This is a genomic window from Spirochaeta cellobiosiphila DSM 17781 (genome assembly GCF_000426705.1).
GTDB lineage: Bacteria > Spirochaetota > Spirochaetia > DSM-17781 > DSM-17781 > Spirochaeta_E > Spirochaeta_E cellobiosiphila.
Map to the genome: position 1 here is coordinate 472,276 of NZ_KE384556.1, position 19,877 is coordinate 492,152.

At 36.8% G+C, this 19,877-nt stretch carries 18 protein-coding genes; 8 read left to right on the forward strand and 10 right to left on the reverse strand.

The window, feature by feature from the left end:
• Positions 1–124: 124 nt before the first annotated feature.
• Positions 125–982: a helix-turn-helix transcriptional regulator gene (locus K345_RS22500; protein ID WP_053228350.1), complete on the forward strand. Its 858-nt coding sequence runs from the start codon at positions 125–127 to the stop codon at positions 980–982.
• Between the two features lie 45 nt (positions 983–1,027).
• On the opposite strand, the gene K345_RS0114795 is transcribed toward K345_RS22500, so the two are convergent.
• Together K345_RS0114795 and K345_RS22505 are read right to left on the reverse strand one after the other, a co-directional pair.
• Positions 1,028–1,426, reverse strand: a complete 399-nt coding sequence (locus K345_RS0114795) for a GFA family protein (protein ID WP_028974829.1) — start codon at positions 1,424–1,426, stop codon at positions 1,028–1,030.
• A 76-nt stretch (positions 1,427–1,502) separates the two neighbouring features.
• Positions 1,503–2,909 (reverse strand): methyl-accepting chemotaxis protein, encoded by a 1,407-nt coding sequence (locus tag K345_RS22505; RefSeq protein WP_053228351.1) that lies wholly within the window; start codon positions 2,907–2,909, stop codon positions 1,503–1,505.
• A gap of 311 nt (positions 2,910–3,220) precedes the next feature.
• Here K345_RS22505 and K345_RS0114805 point away from each other — a divergent pair, with 311 nt between their 5' ends.
• The 4 genes from K345_RS0114805 (at position 3,221) to K345_RS23680 (ending at position 7,546) form a co-directional block, all read left to right on the forward strand.
• Positions 3,221–3,916: a substrate-binding periplasmic protein gene (locus tag K345_RS0114805; RefSeq protein ID WP_028974830.1), complete on the forward strand. Its 696-nt coding sequence runs from the start codon at positions 3,221–3,223 to the stop codon at positions 3,914–3,916.
• Between the two features lie 90 nt (positions 3,917–4,006).
• Positions 4,007–5,080 (forward strand): S41 family peptidase, encoded by a 1,074-nt coding sequence (locus tag K345_RS0114810; RefSeq protein WP_028974831.1) that lies wholly within the window; start codon positions 4,007–4,009, stop codon positions 5,078–5,080.
• 41 nt (positions 5,081–5,121) lie between these two features.
• On the forward strand, positions 5,122–7,383 hold the full coding sequence (locus K345_RS0114815) for an ATP-binding cassette domain-containing protein (protein WP_028974832.1): 2,262 nt from the start codon (positions 5,122–5,124) through the stop codon (positions 7,381–7,383).
• A gap of 37 nt (positions 7,384–7,420) precedes the next feature.
• Positions 7,421–7,546, forward strand: a complete 126-nt coding sequence (locus K345_RS23680) for a hypothetical protein (RefSeq protein WP_281169330.1) — start codon at positions 7,421–7,423, stop codon at positions 7,544–7,546.
• A 143-nt stretch (positions 7,547–7,689) separates the two neighbouring features.
• Here the strand turns inward: K345_RS23680 and K345_RS23185 are convergent, their stop codons facing one another.
• The 3 genes from K345_RS23185 to ileS form a co-directional block, all read right to left on the reverse strand.
• Complete coding sequence (locus tag K345_RS23185) at positions 7,690–7,869, reverse strand: hypothetical protein (protein WP_156888423.1); 180 nt, start codon at positions 7,867–7,869, stop codon at positions 7,690–7,692.
• A gap of 170 nt (positions 7,870–8,039) precedes the next feature.
• Positions 8,040–8,426 (reverse strand): hypothetical protein, encoded by a 387-nt coding sequence (locus tag K345_RS0114830; protein ID WP_156888425.1) that lies wholly within the window; start codon positions 8,424–8,426, stop codon positions 8,040–8,042.
• 183 nt (positions 8,427–8,609) lie between these two features.
• The gene (ileS, locus tag K345_RS0114835) at positions 8,610–11,702 is read right to left on the reverse strand and encodes an isoleucine--tRNA ligase (protein ID WP_028974835.1); all 3,093 of its coding nucleotides are present in this window, start codon (positions 11,700–11,702) and stop codon (positions 8,610–8,612) included.
• 386 nt (positions 11,703–12,088) lie between these two features.
• Here ileS and K345_RS0114840 point away from each other — a divergent pair, with 386 nt between their 5' ends.
• Entirely contained in the window at positions 12,089–13,762 is a 1,674-nt protein-coding gene (locus tag K345_RS0114840) for a serine hydrolase domain-containing protein (protein WP_028974836.1), read from the forward strand.
• A gap of 44 nt (positions 13,763–13,806) precedes the next feature.
• Here the strand turns inward: K345_RS0114840 and K345_RS0114845 are convergent, their stop codons facing one another.
• The 5 genes from K345_RS0114845 to K345_RS0114865 all read right to left on the reverse strand — a co-directional run bounded on the left by K345_RS0114845 (position 13,807) and on the right by K345_RS0114865 (position 18,035).
• Positions 13,807–14,580 carry a class I SAM-dependent methyltransferase gene (locus K345_RS0114845; protein WP_028974837.1) on the reverse strand — a complete coding sequence of 258 codons (774 nt, stop codon included), beginning with the start codon at positions 14,578–14,580 and terminating at the stop codon, positions 13,807–13,809.
• A 179-nt stretch (positions 14,581–14,759) separates the two neighbouring features.
• The gene (locus K345_RS0114850; RefSeq protein ID WP_211227897.1) at positions 14,760–15,290 is read right to left on the reverse strand and encodes an RICIN domain-containing protein; all 531 of its coding nucleotides are present in this window, start codon (positions 15,288–15,290) and stop codon (positions 14,760–14,762) included.
• A gap of 67 nt (positions 15,291–15,357) precedes the next feature.
• Entirely contained in the window at positions 15,358–16,215 is an 858-nt protein-coding gene (locus K345_RS0114855; RefSeq protein ID WP_211227898.1) for a carboxylesterase family protein, read from the reverse strand.
• A gap of 138 nt (positions 16,216–16,353) precedes the next feature.
• Positions 16,354–17,250, reverse strand: coding sequence for a tetratricopeptide repeat protein (locus tag K345_RS0114860; RefSeq protein WP_028974840.1), 897 nt, complete (start codon positions 17,248–17,250; stop codon positions 16,354–16,356).
• Between the two features lie 131 nt (positions 17,251–17,381).
• The gene (locus tag K345_RS0114865) at positions 17,382–18,035 is read right to left on the reverse strand and encodes an NADase-type glycan-binding domain-containing protein (protein ID WP_028974841.1); all 654 of its coding nucleotides are present in this window, start codon (positions 18,033–18,035) and stop codon (positions 17,382–17,384) included.
• 373 nt (positions 18,036–18,408) lie between these two features.
• On the opposite strand from K345_RS0114865, the gene K345_RS0114875 reads away from it, so the two are divergent.
• Both K345_RS0114875 and K345_RS0114880 read left to right on the forward strand, forming a co-directional pair.
• Complete coding sequence (locus tag K345_RS0114875) at positions 18,409–19,041, forward strand: phage baseplate assembly protein V (protein ID WP_028973421.1); 633 nt, start codon at positions 18,409–18,411, stop codon at positions 19,039–19,041.
• Between the two features lie 12 nt (positions 19,042–19,053).
• Positions 19,054–19,877 (forward strand): phage baseplate assembly protein V (locus K345_RS0114880; RefSeq protein ID WP_028974842.1); only part of this gene is annotated, 824 nt, incomplete at its 3' end.

Genomic DNA, 19,877 nt, shown 5'->3' on the forward strand with positions numbered 1-19,877 from the left:
TGCTATATTTTGCTTTATTTGCTTTGTATAACTATACAATTCTTTAGACCCAGTTAGTTTGTCTTTGTTCTCAAATAGAAAAGATATTTAGACTTTTTTGCAATAATACTATACTAATACTGTCATGCAATTATTAGATTTAATACTTCAAATCATCTCTTTATCCACAGGGATAGGGGCTCTAATAACTTTAATCAGTATTTATATACATCAGAAAAGAGCTACTAAGATTAAGTGGGCCTTACTACTGTTATTTTCTAGTACATTGAATTATTTGACAGGTATCATCTTATTTCTTACCAAAGATAGTCTTGATATTTCTCATATTGCTCTAATACAAATGATAACAGGGTTGTTCTGCTTCTTTAGCGCCCTTAGATTTATCGATATATTAGATCAGCACAAATATCCCTTTATCCAAAAAATAAGTAACTATTTATTTTTTTTAATTGTCATCTTAAATCTACTGCAATATATATCCTATTCCAGTTTGTCAGTTCTCAATTTAACAATGGAAAGTCTCTTTATGTTATGCCTATGGATTAACCTTCTCACAGTACAAACTTCTAGAACTTTTATAAATCGAATCAAATACACTGGGTTATGGGGTTTTGCAATAATTATTCCTAGCTACAGACTTCAACAACTATTTGATCCCATCCCCCTCCATGTAATGGATGCTATTATCTATTCCTTCTTGACCATGTCTGCCCTATCCTTTTCTCTCATATATCTCTTTTCAAAGCGCACTAACAATGTCGAAAAGTTATCAACCAGCGATATAATTCTTAGATTTGGATTGACGGAAAGGGAAGGAGAAATTTTTGATTTGCTGGTTGAATCTTATTCTTATAAAGATATATGTAAACAACTTAACATCAGCTTAGCCACTGTAAAAACACATGTATCACATCTCTATCAAAAGACAAATGTAAATAATAAATCAGAACTTAAGTATCTTCTCACTCCAAGGTCTAACTAAGTCTTCACTTCTGGGAACTATTTTCTTATTCCAGTAAGACCCCTTTTATGGAAGTTCCTCATAATGAGGTGCTTTATACAAATCAGTATCCCATTTAGCTTTTTCATTCAAATATATATGTCCGGTTGGTTCGATATTAATATCGGTATCCAAACTACCAGCAGGAACCATAACCAAGGCCCCCCCCTGTTGTAGATTAGGTAAGGCAGAACTACAGTTAGGGCAAAAGCTCTTTATATGTCCAGAATTATTATGATCATAGGATTTTACCTCATCCGCTCCCTTTAACCAGGTTAAAGTAGCTTCATGAGAGAATAAATTAGCAGCATGCGCAGACCCTGTATCTTTGCGACAGGATTTACAGTGACATAAAAAAAAGGCTTCAAATTCTCCTTCAACTTCATACTGAATACGCCCACAAAGACATGAACCACGATGAGTCATTACTACCTCCAAGGATTTCTAAGATAAGGTATATTAGTATATCTAAAATCATATTATCAATTAAGTTTTTTAGGAATTATTCTTTTATGAAAAAGAATGATATAATTTCGTTCAGTTCATTAACCTCTTCCATCAATGATCCTGAATTCATAGTAACTCTGTCAGCTTCATTAGCAAACCCCTGGGCAACTTCAGACAACTCTAATATTGCCTTGGAAACCTCATTACTGGAAGCTTTTTGTTCTATTCCAGAATCATTGATTGCCTTAACCAAATCACTTGTCTCTTTTATATCAGGTAGTAAATCAGACAGCATAACACCAGCTTTTTCTGCTTCTTCCATGGTATGTATACTAAGTTGTGTTATTTCTGAAGCAGATCTTTGACTTCTCTCTGCCAATTTTCTGATTTCAGCAGCAACTACAGCAAAACCTTTGCCACTGTTTCCTGCTCGCGCGGCCTCTATGGCCGCATTCAAGGCTAATAAATTTGTGTTTCTTGCAATCTCTTCAATGATCTCAATTTTTGTAGAAATTTTCTTAACTGCAGAAATGGCATTTTGTGTTATGGTGCCACTTTTGTCGGCCTTTTGTGAAGCTCTTTTTGCTATCTGGTCTGTCTGCTCTGCATTGAGAGAGTTTGAAGTGATCTTTTCCAGAATAAGCTCCATGGAAGCAGAAACCTGCTCTGAGATAGAGGCCTGTTTGACCGCTCCTTCTGTAAGAGTCTGACTAGTGTGATTAAGGGTCTTACTAGTTGTGTCGATATGGGATGTTGCTTTTTTTACACTCAGAACAATATCCCTAATGGAATCAATCATAGTACTTGCACTATGAGATAAAAGGCCGATTTCATCCTTTCTTGTCAGTAATTTTTTAATCTCATCATTTTCGGAGATATTCCCTTGTGATATTTTATCAACACCCATGGTAATAACCTGCAAAGGACCCAGCATAATATTCATTATGACTAAAGTAAGAATAGTAAGAGAACCGATGACTCCAATCGTTTCAAATATATTTGTAAAGAGCACAGACATTCGTTTCTGTTTAATGACGTTATCATTATATAATATGGTTAGAGTGCCCAGCTTTTCATCCCCAAGAATTAGTTCTGATTCACGTAGTTCATAGACGTTCTGTCGCATACTTTCATATTCTTCTTTATCAGAAAGTTCAACGACCTCCCCATTATTATCTAGTTTCCATCCACGGATATCTCCCCTTATATTGATATAGTAAATCGCTGTTACCTCTTCATCATTGAGGCCTAGCTTGAATAAATCATAAGCTGTTTCCAATTCAAAATTGTATATAGGAGTAAGTGAGGACTGTGCCATCTGGGCAATATTGTAGTTGATTTTCTTTTCAAAATCCTTAATCACCTCGCTATTCTGATAACGTATATTATAAAAACCTATTATAACCATGATAATGAAGATCACAGAACTCAAGATCAAGGTTATCTTTCCACTTAATTTCATACATACTCCTACCTATCCTTTTTTGATCTTCCTTACATAGTCAACAAACAAATGAGATTTCCGGACCTTAGAGAAAAGACTAATGGATATCATCAAAGATTTCCAATAACATCTGTTAAATCAAACAGCTTCGTATAGATAACTCACACGGCACAAGGACTTTCAGAATATTTCTATCGAGAATTTATATTGGATAAAAGAAGGGTTATGTACAATATAATTTGAAAAACAATAAAGAATGAATAAGACTGAGAATATTATAGGCTAGAAAACGTGATAAATTTCCGGCCGATTTTCAGGAGGATATAGGAATGAAAAAGATACTATTTTTAGTCTATTTATTTGTTACAGGAATGGGAACATTAATAGCTCAGAGCTCTATTAATCTTAGCTCTATTGAAAGCCAGACGAATGCATTGTCCGAAATAATTCTTGAAGAAGCTTATACAAAGTTGGGTATAGAGCTTACATTTACAATTCTTCCACCAGAACGTGCTCTGGCAAGTTCCAATTCTGGAGCGACAGATGGAGAAGTTCATAGGATTAAGGGTACAGAGAAAAGCTATCCCAACCTTGTAATGGTCCCTGTTCCTATCAATAGTGTTGAGGGTTTAGCTATAACCAAGAACCTTGATCTTACTATTACAGGATGGGAATCCATACGTCCCTACAAAATTGGGATACGAAGGGGAATAAAGTATATTGAAAATGGAACTAAAGGTATGGACGTTGAGTTTAACACCACTGATGAAGCACTGTTGCAGAAATTAATTGCCGACAGAATTCAAGTCGCTGTGGAAAGTCGACTTGATATTATCAGTATTTTAAAATCGCCAAAATATTCTCAATTGCAGATTCTAGAACCACCATTACAATCTATTAAGCTTTATCATTTCTTGAATAAAAAACACTCTTCACTGATTCCACAAATCACAAAAGTATTAGAAGAAATGGAAAAATCAGGTAGGATTAAAGAGATAACAGATAACTATATTTCTTCCCTATAGATGTCTCTGTAAGAAGGGAATCGTTTCATACAGACTATCAATGAGATTTACATTATTCTCATTGTATTGTAGCTTAGATCCAGGAAAAAAATGAAACGAATTCACACACTATTATGTTTACTTCTATTACTGTCCTATTCAATTTTTGCTGAAGATCAAAACCTGGAGGAAGAATCTGCCAAAGGGAATGATGCAGAGATATCAGAAGCACTATTAGCTTTTGAAGAACTAAAAAATATTATCCAGGATAATTATGCTGGATATACAGAGAAAGTGGATCAACAAAAAAAGCAATTTGCCTTACTTAATCAAAGTATTCACCAATCTATCACACAGGGAAAATCACAGGATTATCCCTTGGAATATGATAGATGGCTATCCTTTTTTGAAGATCCACATCTTATATTGATGAAAGAGGGAAAACCTCTATTTGTAAAGAAAGACTACTCACATTACGTGCATCATGAAATGGGGGTAATAATCTTAAATCCTACTACAGCGATAATATCGATACCCTCTTTTGAGATGCAATATGAAACAGATATTAATAATATGTTACAAGATCAATACAGCAAGCTTATCGACATAGAAAATCTTATCATTGATATCCGTGGTAATGGAGGAGGAAGCTTCTTTTCAATGTTTCCCCTTCTCGATTTAATAGGAGCACCAGAATATGAATCCAGTTGGAAAGTATGGGCTTCAAGAGACAATTTACGTTTATACAAATCAGCTCTAAATCATTATGAAGATACAGAGAGTAGGGAATATATTTTGATCTCATCTATAGTTAGTAAAATGGAAAACAATAGAAACCAATTTGTTAGCTATACCTACCCTAAAATTAATAAAGAACCACAACTTACTCACATAAAAAAAATATATATCCTAGCTGATCGATATGTGGCAAGTACTGCCGAGGAGTTTATACTTGGGGCTAAACATAATCCCAAAGTTATCTTGGTGGGAGAAAAAACGGAAGGAGCATTGGATTATGGTGATGCTATTCCTTATCAGCTACAGTCAGAGGGCTTAATGATTCTCGTTCCTACACAAAAGAGAATATGGAAAAATCATCCTCCTATTGATAATAGGGGAATTGAACCAGATTTTAAAATTAATCCTGAAACTGAAAATATTTATGAACAAATACTAGAGTATTGAATTCCTAATGTCAGTATAATCCATTCCATTGAGTCTATAAAATGAAGAAAATAAAAATATCCGGTGCAAGACAGAACAACCTTAAAAATCTAAGCTTAGAATTACCCAAAAACAAAATAACTGTATTTACAGGAGTTTCCGGTTCAGGGAAATCATCCCTTGTATTTGAAACCATTGGGGCAGAAGCCCTACGCCAGATTAATGAAACACAAAATAGTTTTGTCCGAAATCGAATGCAACACCTTGGAATAGCTGATGTTGAAAAAATAGAAAATCTGAATGTTCCTGTTATTATTAATCAAAAGCGTTTAGGAGGAAATGCCCGCTCTACCGTTGGAACAGTAACGGACATATTCACACAACTTCGTTTATTATTTTCCAGAATGGGAGAACCATTTGTTGGATATTCCAACGTTTTTTCATTTAATAATCCTCAAGGAATGTGCCCGAAATGCCAAGGCTTAGGAATTATTCAGACAATTGATATCAATAAGCTATTTGATAAAAACAGATCACTAAACGAAGGGGCCATTGATTTTCCAACATTCCAGCCAAAGGGTTGGCGATGGACACGTTATGTTGATTCTGGATATTTCGATAATAATAAAAAATTAAAAGACTATACCCCGGAAGAATGGGATTTATTGTTATATGCATCAGAGCATAAACCTATTCAACCAAACGCAAAATGGCATAAAACGGCTCTCTATGAAGGTGTGATCCCACGTATTGAACGCACTTTTTTAAATAAAGAATCCAAAGAATTTGATCAGAAAAAACAGGCTATTCAAAAAATAGTAAGAACAGAAACTTGCCCAGATTGTAAAGGATTAAGACTCAATAATAGAATTTTATCCTGTAAGATAGAAGGAAGAAATATTGGGGACTGTTCCCAAATGTCAATACACGAATTGTTAGCTTTTATCCAGAAAATTGAAAATACAGCCTATTCCAGTATATTGCAGGAGTTAATAAAAAAACTTAACAATATGATCAGTATAGGCTTGGGATATCTAACTATCAGCCGTTTAACCAACACTCTCTCCGGTGGAGAATCACAACGGATAAAGATGGTAAAGCATCTGGGAAACAGTTTAGTAGATGTTTTGTATATTTTTGATGAACCCAGCATAGGCTTACATCCAAAAGACATTGATAATTTGGTTTCAATCATTACCCAACTTTGTAATAAAGGGAATACGATTTTAATCGTTGATCACGATCCAGATATCATAAAAATGGCAGATCATATTGTAGATTTAGGCCCCCTAGGAGGAAAAAAGGGAGGACAAATCATTTATGAAGGCAATTTTACCCAGTTAAAAGACTCGAAAGGAAAAACAGGACAGTATTTTTTACAAGAAAAAACATATAACAGAAACCCGAAACGGGGAATAGACTTTCTAGAGATCAAAAATAGTCATCTGTATAATCTAAAAAATATTACCGTCAAGATTCCTAAACAAGTATTAACAGTAGTGACAGGGGTTGCAGGCTCAGGTAAAAGTTCATTAATAACCAGAGAATTACCACGGTTTTACCCCGATGTCACGATCATCGATCAGTCACTATTTGCAGCAAGCCCCCGTTCCAACTTATTGACATATTTAAATATTTTCGATGATATCCGAAAGTTATTCGCTCAAAATACTAATGCAAGCGTCAAGTTATTTAGCAATAATAGTGATGGGGCCTGTCAAGCTTGCAAGGGACTCGGTATTCAGAAAATAGATCTTGCTTTTATGGACGACATTGAAGAGATCTGTGATGAATGCGGCGGCAGCGGGTATAAAAAGGAAGTCTTAACTCTCAAATACAAAGACAAAAATATCGTAGACCTAATGAGAATGAGCGTAAACGAAGCCATAACATTCTTTTGTGATCATAAATTTATCCACCCACTAGAGAACATTGTAAAATTAGGGATTGGATACATAAGCTTGGGACAAAGACTGAACACCTTTTCAGGAGGGGAAAGGCAACGGCTTAAGTTATCACGAGAACTCGATTCAAATAATAATATTTTTATTTTGGATGAACCAAGCACAGGATTACATCCTTTTGATACACAGAAACTTATGAACATATTAAATGCTTTGGTGACAGCTAAGAATACTATTATCGTGATAGAACATAATTTAGATATTATCGCCCAGGCAGATTGGATCATCGACATGGGACTAGGTGCAGGAAAGGATGGAGGAGAGGTCATCTATGAAGGGATTGTTGAGGATTTATTACAACACAATGTTTCTGTAACAGGCAAATATTTAAGAGAATACACAAAGCCACTGAAAAGCTGATACACAGGCATTTTCTGTTATCAACGGGAATATACCAATGTCTCGTTTACTATTACAACATGGTGCGGATATGTATGTTGAGACTTCAGACGGGACACCCATAGAACTAGCAGAAGAATGGGGGGATGAAGAAGTTCTAGCTCCCTTCATAGCCAAAAACTAATTTGTCAGATAACCAGTCTTCCTTTGGGAAGACTGGATTCGTATTATACAAACTTTAACTTCATTACTTTTACTAACCTCATGGTAGTAATTTTAGCATTAACTATGTCTTTTTCTGGTAAAGAAGATATCAGGAATATTCACTCACATCGAACTCTTAAGAAAATCCCCTTCCGTATATAGTTCAACCTCACTATTCTGAAGGAAGGCAGAATTGTATAATTCCATGTAGTATTGAATATCCTCATAGAAAATGGACTCAGTATATTCAGCTGCTTCTTGTATCAGTTTCTTTCTAGCATCAATCTCAAGTGTTCTGAACATCCTCTTCTGATACAGAAATATTATGTTTAAGAATATAACTATCATAGGTAGATACTTGATGATTCTCATGGGTTTTATAGGTGATTTTGGTAAATGTATCATCGTCATAACCCTTATGAACAAATACAATACTCCTTCGGTACAGAACACCCCGTTTTCTTGAAAAATCCTTATTTGTATTTGATCTGTTTCATCAGATAAGGTGTATCTACAGAATACTCACACTCGCCAGTAACGATAACTTTTTGTCCTAAAGGTAAAATTCTCTTTTCTTCAAAGGCCTTATTATAATCAGGGATTCTTGTTGCCCAATTAACTTTTAGGATTTTATAGGAGTAATCATCCTTAAATCTCTTATCGATGATGACAATATCTGAAGTATTCAAAAACTCACTACCTATAGGAGATGCGATATTGGGGGCAGAAAACAAATACATAAAATCTATGGCAACACCAATTTGATAATCCTTATCAAAGACAGCAGATGATATTAAGCTATCATAAAAGCCCCCCCTTTTTATCCAAAGTAGAAGAATATCTAACAGGTACAACGACAAGATCAGACCCTAATCGATATGGTTCCGGATCACCAGCGATAATCACTTTATCTCCCAAGTTTAAGACTTCATTTTTACTTCATAGATTTATGTAATAAAGACATCAAGATCCAGACTCATAGTATATTTCAATACTATCCTCCCTTCAACAGGGAGGACAGATACTTAATGAGAATAAAATCCCTACATTTTCTTCTTCATGGAGATTGTAAAATCCTCATCCCCCAAGTGAATAACATCGGACACATCCCATACCAAATCCTCGGAAGCTTCCCCTAAGGCATTGTCATATAGTTTTTGTTTCTCTGAATCCTTTAGGGAGCCTTCTAGCTTAAGATAGATTCGGTCATCTAAATTATAACCTGCATCTTTACGCATGTTCTGAATGGCCCTATTAAGATCATTGAGGATCCCTTCCCGAATAAGTTCTTCTGTTAGTTCAAAATCAAAAGCCAAAACAATACCATCCTCACTTAGGACATTGAGATCGTCTTTACCTTCATAACCAATCTGGATCTGATCAGGACTTAGGTCCCAGGTTTTATCTTCCGAATAAACAGTGACATGATCTTTATCAATCTTCACATTACCAGCTTTGGCATTCTTGATGATAAATTGCACCTCCGATCCATAGAGAGGACCTAAAAGCTTAGGATTTGGAATGGCTTTGATTCGAGCCAATTCTTGGTAATCTTCTAAAAGACTAATGTGTTTCACATTGAGTTCTTCTTTTAATAATTCAAAATCTAATGAATCCCTTCCATACTGATCAGGAAGACAGAGCTTTAACTCAGCCAGAGGCTGTCGTACCTTCATTTTTTGCTGTTGTCTCAGGGATAAGCCTAACTTTGTAACCTTCTGCATTAACTGGTAGCGCTCTAACAAACCTTCCTTATCCTCAAAGCTGAACTCGGGCCAATCACTTAAGTGAACAGATTTATCATTGGTAAGGTCCTTATATAATTTCTCTGCAAGGAAAGGCATAGCAGGGGCTAAAAGCTTTAAGAGCTGTACAATACAATAATACAGGACCTGATAGGCATTTTCTTTTTCATGGGACATTCCTGACTCCCAGAAAAGTTCCCGGCTACGTCGTATGTACCAATTACTCAAGTTCTCAATGAAGCTAATAGAAGGAGCTAAAACCTCATTCATCTTATAGGCTTCATAAGCGTCGGTGGTGTCCTTAATAGTCTTGGATAAGAGAGCTATAATCCACTTATCAAGATTTCGTTCACTCTCGGGAGTCCAATCTAATGTGGCTTCAAAGCCATCCAAATTAGCATAGGTGGTAAAGAAGCTCACCACATTCAACAGGGGGATTATAATTTCCTTAACCTGATCACGAACCTCTCCGTCGACGAACTTAAGATCACCCAATACGGAAGCCGCAGAATTAATCAGATAAAGCCTAAGAGCATCCGCTCCATATTGATCCAGTAACTGAATAGGGTCTGTGTAATTCTTCTTTGATTTGGAAAACTTCTGTCCATCAGAAGCCAATAAAGTTCCATGAACCAAACAATTCTTAAAAGCAGGACGACCTAAGATGCCGACAGCTAACACATGAAGGTAATAAAACCATCCCCGGATCTGTCCCGGGTATTCCACAATAAAATCAGCAGGAAAATGATTCTCAAACCACTGTTTATTCTCAAAAGGATAATGACATTGGCCAAAGGGCATAGCTCCTGACTCAAACCAACCATCGAGAACCTCAGGTGTTCTTTTCATGGGTTTACCACATTCACAGGTGATTTCCAGTTCATCAATGAACTCAATATGCAGATCATCAATGTGCTGGCCTGATCGTTCTTCCAATTCAGCCACAGAGGAAGGAATCCATTTATGCTGACACTGAGAATCTTCACAGATCCAAACAGGAATAGGAGTTCCCCAATAGCGGTTCCTGGATAAGTTCCAATCCCGTGCCCCTTCTAACCACTTACCAAAACGGCCTTCTTTGATCGTCTCAGGTATCCAGTTGATTTTCTTATTCTCTTCCATAAGCTGAGGTTTGATCTTTTCAATGTTGTAATACCAAGCATCCATGGCTCGATAGATCAAAGGAGTTCGGCATCGCCAGCAATGAGGATAATTATGCTCAACAGTAGCCTGTTTAAAAATCTTCCCCTCTTCTTTGAGTTTACGAATAACCTTGGGATTAGCGTCATGAACATTTTCACCTATAAAATCCACTACTGTAGAATCATAAGTACCATTGGCCAATACGGGGTTCTTGATCTCAATGTCATAATTACGGCTTACCCAATAATCTTCTTCTCCATAAGCAGGTGCTGTGTGAACAATCCCTACCCCATCTTCTGTACTAACATGATCCCCCAGGATGATCTGGAAAGCATTCTTTGCCTCAGCAAAATAAGGGAATAAGGGTTCATACTTCTTCCCTTCCATATCCCTTCCTGAAAAACTACTAATGATATGAGAATCTTCAGGGAAGTCCTTAGGATTATAAAGACTCTTAGCCAAGATATATTGGGCCTCAGCTGTATCGAGGAGAACATATTCAATATCAGGACCTACGGCCAAGGCTAAGTTAGCAGGAAGAGTCCAAGGGGTTGTGGTCCACGCCAGATAGTAGGTTGGTTTATTAGAATTCGTACCCCAGGAATCTAAGGATTTAAACTTCACAATAACAGTGGGATCCTGTCTGGGTCTGGTAGAATCCGATTCCCGTGTATCTGAGATGGAGAGGGAGGTCTCACAATGATAACAATAGGGGGTAACTCTGTAGTCTTTGTAGATTAATCCTTTTTTATAACTTTCTGCAAAAACCCAGATCACACTCTCCATGTAGTTCTTATCAAGGGTTCTATAGGGATGGTCATAATCTACCCATCGACCAATGCGATCAATGTACTCTTCCCAAGCATCGTTGTAACCACTAACAAGAGCCCGGCAACTATCATTGAATTGTTTAATTCCAATGGTTTGGGTGATATCCCTTTTATCACTTATGTTTAGTTGCTTTTCAACAGCATTCTCGATAGGTAAACCATGACAATCCCAACCCCATACTCTGGGAACAGACTTGCCCCTCATGGTCCAGAAACGGGCAATGGCATCCTTAAGGATGGAAACAAATACCGTACCATAATGGGGAGACCCTGTAGGAAAAGGAGGGCCATCATAGAAGACATGTTCATCCTTATGTTTATCGACTGATTCCTCAAAGATTTTGTCTTCCTTCCAAAAAGTCAGAACTTCTTGTTCCATGGAAGGTAAGTTCATTTTTACATTCGTTTCTTTATACATGTCATACCTCATTCCTTTTGTTTGGATAAAAAAAAGCCCGCCGAATGGGCGGGCTTGTTGATTTCCGTTGACCTATTGCTAAACAATAGGATGTACCCGCCACGGATTGAGTGGAATAATAATGCTAATTATAATGTTTCCGTGTGCGGTTATATTCATCTGTCTAATATCGATGAATTATTGGATTGTGTCAAGTTTTTGCTATTGTCCATATTCCGTCAATATCAGATCGACAAACTCTTGGTGTACCGAAGGGGTGAAGCAGCATTAAGTCCCTTCTCATACAAAGATCAACCTAATAGGAACAGGATCTCATACTATGGCTGATATACCTATAAAGGGGATTCTGTTTACCTTAAATACAATAAATATTTAGGAGTAAAAGAATGAAAGGTATACTATCGATATATCTGGCCCTAGTCCTTTTTAGCTGCGCTACAACAACCAATCAACCAGAATCAGAAATAGATAATTTGATCAGTGAGACAGTTGCTGAAAATAACATCACAGGGCTAACGGTATCTATAATCCATAAAGGAAAGCCTTTATTACGAAAAGGTTATGGATATAGAGATTATAGTCAGCAATTAAAAGTAGATTCAAATACATTGTTTCAAATCGGTTCCACTACAAAACTTTTTACAGCCATAGCCATTATGCAATTAGTGGAGGATGATAAGATAATTTTAGATAATGATGTTCGAATGTACTTGCCCGACTTTAAACCCAAAAGTCTAGAAGAAAATTCAACAGTAACAGTACGAGACCTGTTAACACACCATTCCTCTCTCCCCTCTGCTTATTTCAGAAATTTTGTTCAGCAGGAACTGGATGACACTGAGTTTATGAAGACTTCGGCTATCCTTGGGGATGAGTATTTAGTAAAAGATTCCCCCCGTGTCTTTGCCTATAATAACTTAGGCTTTAGTTTATTAGGAGAAATCATTGCTACAGTATCCCAAGAGAGTTATGAAGAATATATAAAAACACACATCTTTAACCCTCTTGGAATGGATAGGGCACAGGTTTTAATACATGACAAGAATTTGAAAAACCTATCAAAAGGATATAATGCCGGTGAAGATCAAGAGCTCATGTGGTTTATTAAGGATATCCCTGCTGGATCTATCCTATTAACCAATAAAGATATGGAAATATTCCAAGAAGAATTAATCAAATGCAGTATGGGAGAGTCTAATAGATTATTATCACAAGACAGCTTACAGAGGATGTTTGTTCAACAAAACAAAGACGTTGTCTTAGACGAGAATTTTGAAATAGGTTTAACATTTTGGATCGAACATATAGCAGGTTATGATGTATTTGGACATGGAGGAACTATCCCGCCTTTTTATTCAGAAATGAAAATAGTCCCTGAAGCTGGTACAGCCGTATTTTTAGCTTCTAACGATAATACAGGTAACAATGAAGTTCTCACAGATTTAAGCATAGAAATAATTAAACTTTTATTAGGTACAAAGATTGATGAACCCAAAAGTCCTCAATTCCGTCCTATTCAAAAAGAAGATATTAGCCAATTATCAGGCTATTATATGATGGGTAATATTGGATTACTTCATATCCATGATAAAGAAGGAAAACTTGTTGCTAATATCCCGGATATAATAGAGAACACTGAAATACTTATTACAGAAGACAATGTTGTTTACCTGGGAGAAACAGGAATAACATTACATCCTATTGTGAACAAATATGCAGACTTTATTGGTTATCAAGAAAAATTTTTCATGGGTCCCGTCACAAAGAGTATGCCCTCAGTTATATCAGAAACATGGAAGAATAGATTAGGTACCTATACATCTAATGGATTATTCGAGGAACTTATTCTAAGTTATGATACTAAGAGCGACTTACTATTAATGAAAGCCCAGTCTTCTGATCTTGGGACTCTTAATGTCTCTCTGGATATCATCAATGATGAACTATTAAGGGTACAAGGTTTAGGTCGCAATAATGGCAATATATTAGAATACCATCAAGAAGGCAGTGTTGATTACTTAAACTACGCGGGAATAGAGTTCTACAAAAACAATAATTAAAATTCCTGTTTAAGGTAGTCCCTAGGGACTACCTTAAAATGTGGTTATTTAACGAAATCAATAGTAACGATACAAAGACCGCACTGTAATGTTGGCTGATTACGATAGTAGCCATACTTCTTATCCCATTCACCAGAATTAAGATCCTTTTTTAATCTATCAATCAAACGAGTCTCCGTTTCTGTATCTATAAAACCCCAGGCCGATTGGGCCTTGCGCACTTCTGATTCAAGAAAAGCTTCTGGTCTAGCATAAAAGGCTTCTTGAAATCCATCTTCACAATCTCGGGGTACATCTACATACTGACATTGGAATGTATCCTTAGGTAAACAAGACTGGATAGCCTTCAGTTTAGGATATCTACGTCCTTCCACAGCCAGTACTTCCGGGAAATATTCTTTACTCCAGTAAGAGTCTAGTCGATCGGGATCGAAGGTTAAAATAACAAGACGCTTCTTTGTCACCCGTTTAATTTCTTCCAAACCCGCTTTCAGATCTGGCCAGTGATGTATAGTTAAAGAAGCCATAGCCGCATCAAAGCTATTATCATCAAAGGGTAACTTATCAGCTGTAGCCTCTATGGCGGCATGTAACCCCTTGGCCAAGCGAGTCTCTCTCATAGATTGAGAGGGTTCAACAGCAGTGACATCCATAGTAGTAGGTTCATAAGCTCCTGACCCGGCTCCAATATTAACAAGAGTGTTAACCTCACCCAGGGAAGCAAGAAGAGCTTTAGCTATATTGGGATCAGGCTTACGAATGTTAGTGTAATCAGGTTTATTACTATCGTAATCGTATGCAGGCTTATCAAAAAACATATTGTTCTCCTATTAATCATTAAAATTATTGAGTTATGCTTTTCTTCTATGAAGTGTTAGAAAGGAGATTTAGAAGTAAATCCATTACTCTCTTAGTATTCATGAACATATATTAATTTACAATAATCTTTGAGACTAGAAAAGAAAAAGCACCAGTAATCATCTGGTGCTTGTACGCATTATTTGATTGCCTGAAGTTGCCATCTTTGTCGACCGGAATCATCATCGACACCCCATAGATCTACAAGAACTCCATCATTTGTACAACTTAGGTATTTACGTCCCCCGTTAACACCTGCATAAATAGCAATATTACAGGTAAAAGGAGTTGGACAAGAGGTAACAGGAGTAATGACCCATTGCTGGCGTCCACTTCCATCATCAACTCCATATAAATCGACTTTAGATCCATCAATAGTCGTACTTAAATAACGTCTATCATTGTTCACACCCTTTTCAACACAAATATGATAAACATTTGCTTTTCCAGGGATGGGCTCGATTCCCCAGCGCTGTCTACCAGAGCCATCATCAACACTCCAAAGATCAACCTTGGTTCCATCTTCTACACAGCTCAAGAGACTTCTGTTAGTCCCTAATCCTCTCAGGATTTGAAGATTAAACATCCCTTTAATGGGACTAACCCGATCATCGTTATGATCAAAGAAAATCTCTTTAGCCAAGCCTGCAAACCCTTCTTCCATACCCATTTTATTCTCCTTATCTTTTTATTATTGAGATATAGAGATAGACACCAAAAAAGGAATTAAAGTTCATTTAATATTTGTACTTGTATTGTAACATCCAATCGTAGATGTTTTGATCAAAGGGATCATAATCGGAAGATTCCTTTCCCATACCACTACTGTTGTACACCTTTGTCCAACAATTATGCCCGACTCCTGGGAATATAGTGAGCTTTGCTTTTGTGGTGGGTGAAGGTGTTAGATTATTATATGCTTTTACAAGGTTTATAGATTTCTCGACATTTATCTCTTTATCAGAATCCCCATGAAAGACCCACAAAGGAACATCTCTTAAATTATTAACATCATTTGTGTCCACTTTACCACAAAGAGGCACCGCTGCAGCAATACCTGCACGACTGCCATACTTTTTAAGATAAGTGTAAAGCCCCTCACCACCCATACTTAAACCAGTAAGATATATTCGCGAGGCATTAATACGATATGTATTTTGAAGGTATGCTATAAACTCAGCAAGTTCTAAAGCTTTCCATTTTGAACCTGTTGGTATTTGAGGAGTGGCTACAATAAAGGGAAAGGAAGGAGACCAAGTGCCTTCCTCAATCATTTCCTGGGGACCATATTTGAGAACCCTCTCTAGTTGAGAAGTACTACCATCACCCCGTTCTCCTGAACCATGGAGTGAAATCAGTAAAGGATAAGCCATGTCCGTATCATCATACCCTCCTGGAATATAAACGTAATGTCCATAGGGTGATGCAGATTCTTTGGCGAAAGGATATTGATAATGAGTTCCCCCAGTATCATGAGGTAAATCTCTTAGATCCTCTCCGAAACTAGCATAGCCAACATACAACTGACATGATGTTGCAGAAGATAAAAAGAGCACATATATGATGATTGACCAAGCAATTGATTTAACCTTCATAATATTCATAACATATACCTTTTAGCTTTAAGAAACTAAATATATAGTGATTTTTTTTAATATATAGTTCATTTAGTGAATACGAAAAGACTGGATTTTATCTATTATTTCAGGATCCGGACAGGATCATGTAAGCTGTTAAGAATTATCCTTAGCCTTTTGAAAATACTCACCTGCTTTATCTGGGTCATTATGGACACGCTCATATAGAATACCCAACAGATTCCATCCATCAGCATAATGGGAATTGATTTCAACAGAACGTTTAAAACATTCCTCCGCCTTAGTCATATCATCATAATTATTGCCATAGAGGACTCCCAAACTTGACCAGGCTTTAAAATTATCAGGTTCAATGGATATTAGCTTTTCAAGACATTCCAGACTTTTCCCGGCATCACCCATTTCGTTGTAGAGAAATCCAAGGTTGTATAGGGCATAACTATATTCTGGTTCAAGTTCAAGACTTTTAAGATAATATTCTAAACCTTTCTCCTTATCCCCTAGAAAAGTAGCATAGATATATCCCATATTTCCCCAGGCCTGATAATAGTCTGGGTCACAGCTCACACATTGTTGATAAGCATGTACTGTCTTTTCATATTCCTTTGTATAGATTTCATATATATAAGCGATGCGATACCATAACGATGCCTTATCTCTATGATATTTTAATGCGTTTTCGTAACACTTCTGAGCATTAGCATAATCTTCATAATGGAACTCATAAGCTCTACCTGCGTAATTCCAGATGGTAAAATTACCTCTATATTTATCTTTAACTTTTTCAAATAGGGTAATCAGCTTTTCATAATCCTCTTTTTCATAACACACTTCGATAAGAGCGCTCCAGGAGGATTCCTGTTCATCATTTAGTTCAATAGCCTTTTCAAAGCTTTCTTGAGCTTTTTCCATATCCTTATGAACTTTGTGATATACAAAACCCAAGGTCTGCCAAGCGTCGGGATCATTTGGATTTTCTTCTATTTTATTTAAGGCAACATTTAGTGATAAGTCATTAAAATCTTTTTCCATACCTTCAGTCTAACACAACAATTATGTTTTTAAAGGAATTTTGCCCCACCCCTTCTTTTTATTGTTATACAGCATAAAGCAAAATTCTCATTCCGGTGTATCTTTGATTATAGTCTTGATATGATCCTTTTTTACATAGAACTCTTAACAAAGTCACCTTCACTATAGAGTTGAATCTCACTTATGGCCATATCAGGATCTATCGCCCCCTTATCATCAACTGATAATATTTCAATGGTCAAAAGAGATAATTCGGAAACCTCCATGTTCTGAAGAAAAGCTGAATTACTTATATAAATATACTGAGGTTTATTAGAGACCTTGCCATTAGTGTCTTTTAATAATTCTACTTCAAGGGAAGTGATTTCAAAATAGGGATCTTCTCTACTTTCATCAAAGCCCAACCAACGGATTCTGAGTTTTTCAGGACGACAATTTCTATCAAATAGTTTTTGGGATTTCATATACCCTGGATAGATAGCTATAACTCTAGGTATGGCATTGAGATTGACATCAAAAGTAATCGTCTGTCCTTCCCCTTTTCCCTCTACACCTTCAATCCAGGCAGAAGAGGAATCTCCATCCACTAGTCTATCTGCAGTATAATTACCAAGAGTCGATGATACATCAGGAGTATCCACAGGAATGAGACGTGGAGAATAATATTCTGTCATCACCCCATCAAAGGATTCTATATAGTCTAAATTATAACGTACCTTAGAATCCTGTGCTTCCACTGTGATAACTAATAGAAGAGAAATAATAACAAAAGATATGGTTCTCATTTTTTACCTCACACAATATGTACTGTAATCATAATAAAGCTTTAATAGGAAAGGAAGATAGTTTTTTCCATGGATCTTAATATCCTCTTCTAGAGTTTCTTCTATAAGCGTTATAATAACCCTGTACCTGCTCCAGCATCTAAAAACATTTTTCTTTTTTTTACCTGAAAAAATCATCAAGAGCGTTATATTTTTTCCATTGTAATTCTTTGAATTGTTCATCATAGTTTGAAGAACTTTTGTTGTATGAGTTAGTTAATATGTCTTTCATGGGCTAATTGACTACCTCCTTTCGTATCAATAATGTGATGTTATTAAAGTAGTAATCCTTTTGTCTACTTAAAAAAAATTGTGAAATAAAAATGGTAAAAAAATGAATGAATTTATTTATGGAACAGTAAGCAACAACACAGACCCAGATAGTATGGGACGTATCAAAGTAAGCTATTCATTGCAAGGTGAAGACACAGAAACAGACTGGCTACCTATCTTAAGTTTTTATGCAACCAATGGTTCAGGAGCTTTCTTTCTACCTGAAGTAGGAGACCAAGTTGTCATAGCCTTTCAAGATGCCAGACACCAGGCAGGCTTTGTCCTAGGAAGTCTCCACCATCAGGACAACCTTCCCCCCAGTACAGAAGAAAACACCGACAGTGATCTTAATGCAGATGGTGAAAACAATCTCCAATTCATTAAAAGTCGTTCCGGTAATAAACTGATCCTGGATGATAAATCAGGCGAAGAAAAGATCCAGCTTATCGCTGCTGACGGAGCAACCAGATTTGAATTTCTCATGGCTGATGAAATGATAAATCTGGAGACTGATAAGGATTTAAGAATATCTGCGGCAGGTAAAATCATGATTGAAGCGGAAGAAGCGGAGTTATCCCTATCAGGAGGATTGCAAGCTACAGCCGATGGAATATCTATAGAAAGTGATTCTGATGTAAGTCTTACGGCCTCTGACAATATGAATGTCGAAGGATCCTCAGTCAAACTCAATTAAGGAGAGCTTATTATGATACTCACCTACCAGGACTTAGATAAAGTCCGTCGGGAAAAGTATGATCCTTCTGATATCAGTTCAAGGGATAACTATCTACGTAATTACCCACCTAGCATGATCACAACAACCATTGGTATTGTAGAGAACAACAGTGATCCCGATGGATTAGGACGTCTCAGGGTCAGGCTTCCCTTAGTAAGCAATGCCCTAACCCCCTGGATATTCCAGGTTCAACCTTTCGCCAGTAAGGGCTACGGAACATGGTTCAACCCTGAGATTCAAGATCAAGTACTGGTTGGATTCTACCTGAATAATGTGAACCGTCCTTTTGTCATAGCCACCATGTTCACCCCCCGACACAGTCCGCCTGTAACAGCTGAAGAAGGCAACAATATAAAAGGCTTCTACACCAAGAGTGGTCATAGGGTGGAATTTAACGATGAAGAAGGAGCTGAGTCCCTAACGATCAGTACCTCCGAAGGACAAATGCGCCTGGAATTAAGTAAGGAAAAAGGTCTTAGTCTCGTAAATGAATTAGGTGATATCAATATATCCTGCCGTAAGTTAATTATGGAAAGTGAGGATGCAACCCTCCTCCAATGTAATAGTTCCCTCACCATAGGGACAGGGGATGCCCTGAGTATTGAATCCTCCTCTGGAATGGATATAGTAGCCTCAGGGGATGCTGTACTCGAAGGGAGTAAGATCGACCTTAAAGGCTCCGGGGGTGTTACTGCTGAAATGAAGCAAATAGCCAAGGAGAATGATCAGGTCCTTGGTATCGACTTCCATGACATCCAAGTTCCTTCACCATCAGGACTTACTCTTGTCCCTAT

Excerpts from the sequence above, each read along its gene's own strand:
- K345_RS22500 (WP_053228350.1), top strand. The coding sequence starts at position 125 with ATGCAATTATTAGATTTAATACTTCAAATCATCTCTTTATCCACAGGG.
- K345_RS0114795 (WP_028974829.1), bottom strand. The coding sequence starts at position 1,426 with ATGACTCATCGTGGTTCATGTCTTTGTGGGCGTATTCAGTATGAAGTT.
- K345_RS22505 (WP_053228351.1), bottom strand. The coding sequence starts at position 2,909 with ATGAAATTAAGTGGAAAGATAACCTTGATCTTGAGTTCTGTGATCTTC.
- K345_RS0114805 (WP_028974830.1), top strand. The coding sequence starts at position 3,221 with ATGAAAAAGATACTATTTTTAGTCTATTTATTTGTTACAGGAATGGGA.
- K345_RS0114810 (WP_028974831.1), top strand. The coding sequence starts at position 4,007 with ATGAAACGAATTCACACACTATTATGTTTACTTCTATTACTGTCCTAT.
- K345_RS0114815 (WP_028974832.1), top strand. The coding sequence starts at position 5,122 with ATGAAGAAAATAAAAATATCCGGTGCAAGACAGAACAACCTTAAAAAT.
- K345_RS23680 (WP_281169330.1), top strand. The coding sequence starts at position 7,421 with ATGTCTCGTTTACTATTACAACATGGTGCGGATATGTATGTTGAGACT.
- K345_RS23185 (WP_156888423.1), bottom strand. The coding sequence starts at position 7,869 with ATGTTCAGAACACTTGAGATTGATGCTAGAAAGAAACTGATACAAGAA.
- ileS (WP_028974835.1), bottom strand. The coding sequence starts at position 11,702 with ATGTATAAAGAAACGAATGTAAAAATGAACTTACCTTCCATGGAACAA.
- K345_RS0114840 (WP_028974836.1), top strand. The coding sequence starts at position 12,089 with ATGAAAGGTATACTATCGATATATCTGGCCCTAGTCCTTTTTAGCTGC.
- K345_RS0114845 (WP_028974837.1), bottom strand. The coding sequence starts at position 14,580 with ATGTTTTTTGATAAGCCTGCATACGATTACGATAGTAATAAACCTGAT.
- K345_RS0114850 (WP_211227897.1), bottom strand. The coding sequence starts at position 15,290 with ATGGGTATGGAAGAAGGGTTTGCAGGCTTGGCTAAAGAGATTTTCTTT.
- K345_RS0114855 (WP_211227898.1), bottom strand. The coding sequence starts at position 16,215 with ATGAAGGTTAAATCAATTGCTTGGTCAATCATCATATATGTGCTCTTT.
- K345_RS0114860 (WP_028974840.1), bottom strand. The coding sequence starts at position 17,250 with ATGGAAAAAGATTTTAATGACTTATCACTAAATGTTGCCTTAAATAAA.
- K345_RS0114865 (WP_028974841.1), bottom strand. The coding sequence starts at position 18,035 with ATGAGAACCATATCTTTTGTTATTATTTCTCTTCTATTAGTTATCACA.
- K345_RS0114875 (WP_028973421.1), top strand. The coding sequence starts at position 18,409 with ATGAATGAATTTATTTATGGAACAGTAAGCAACAACACAGACCCAGAT.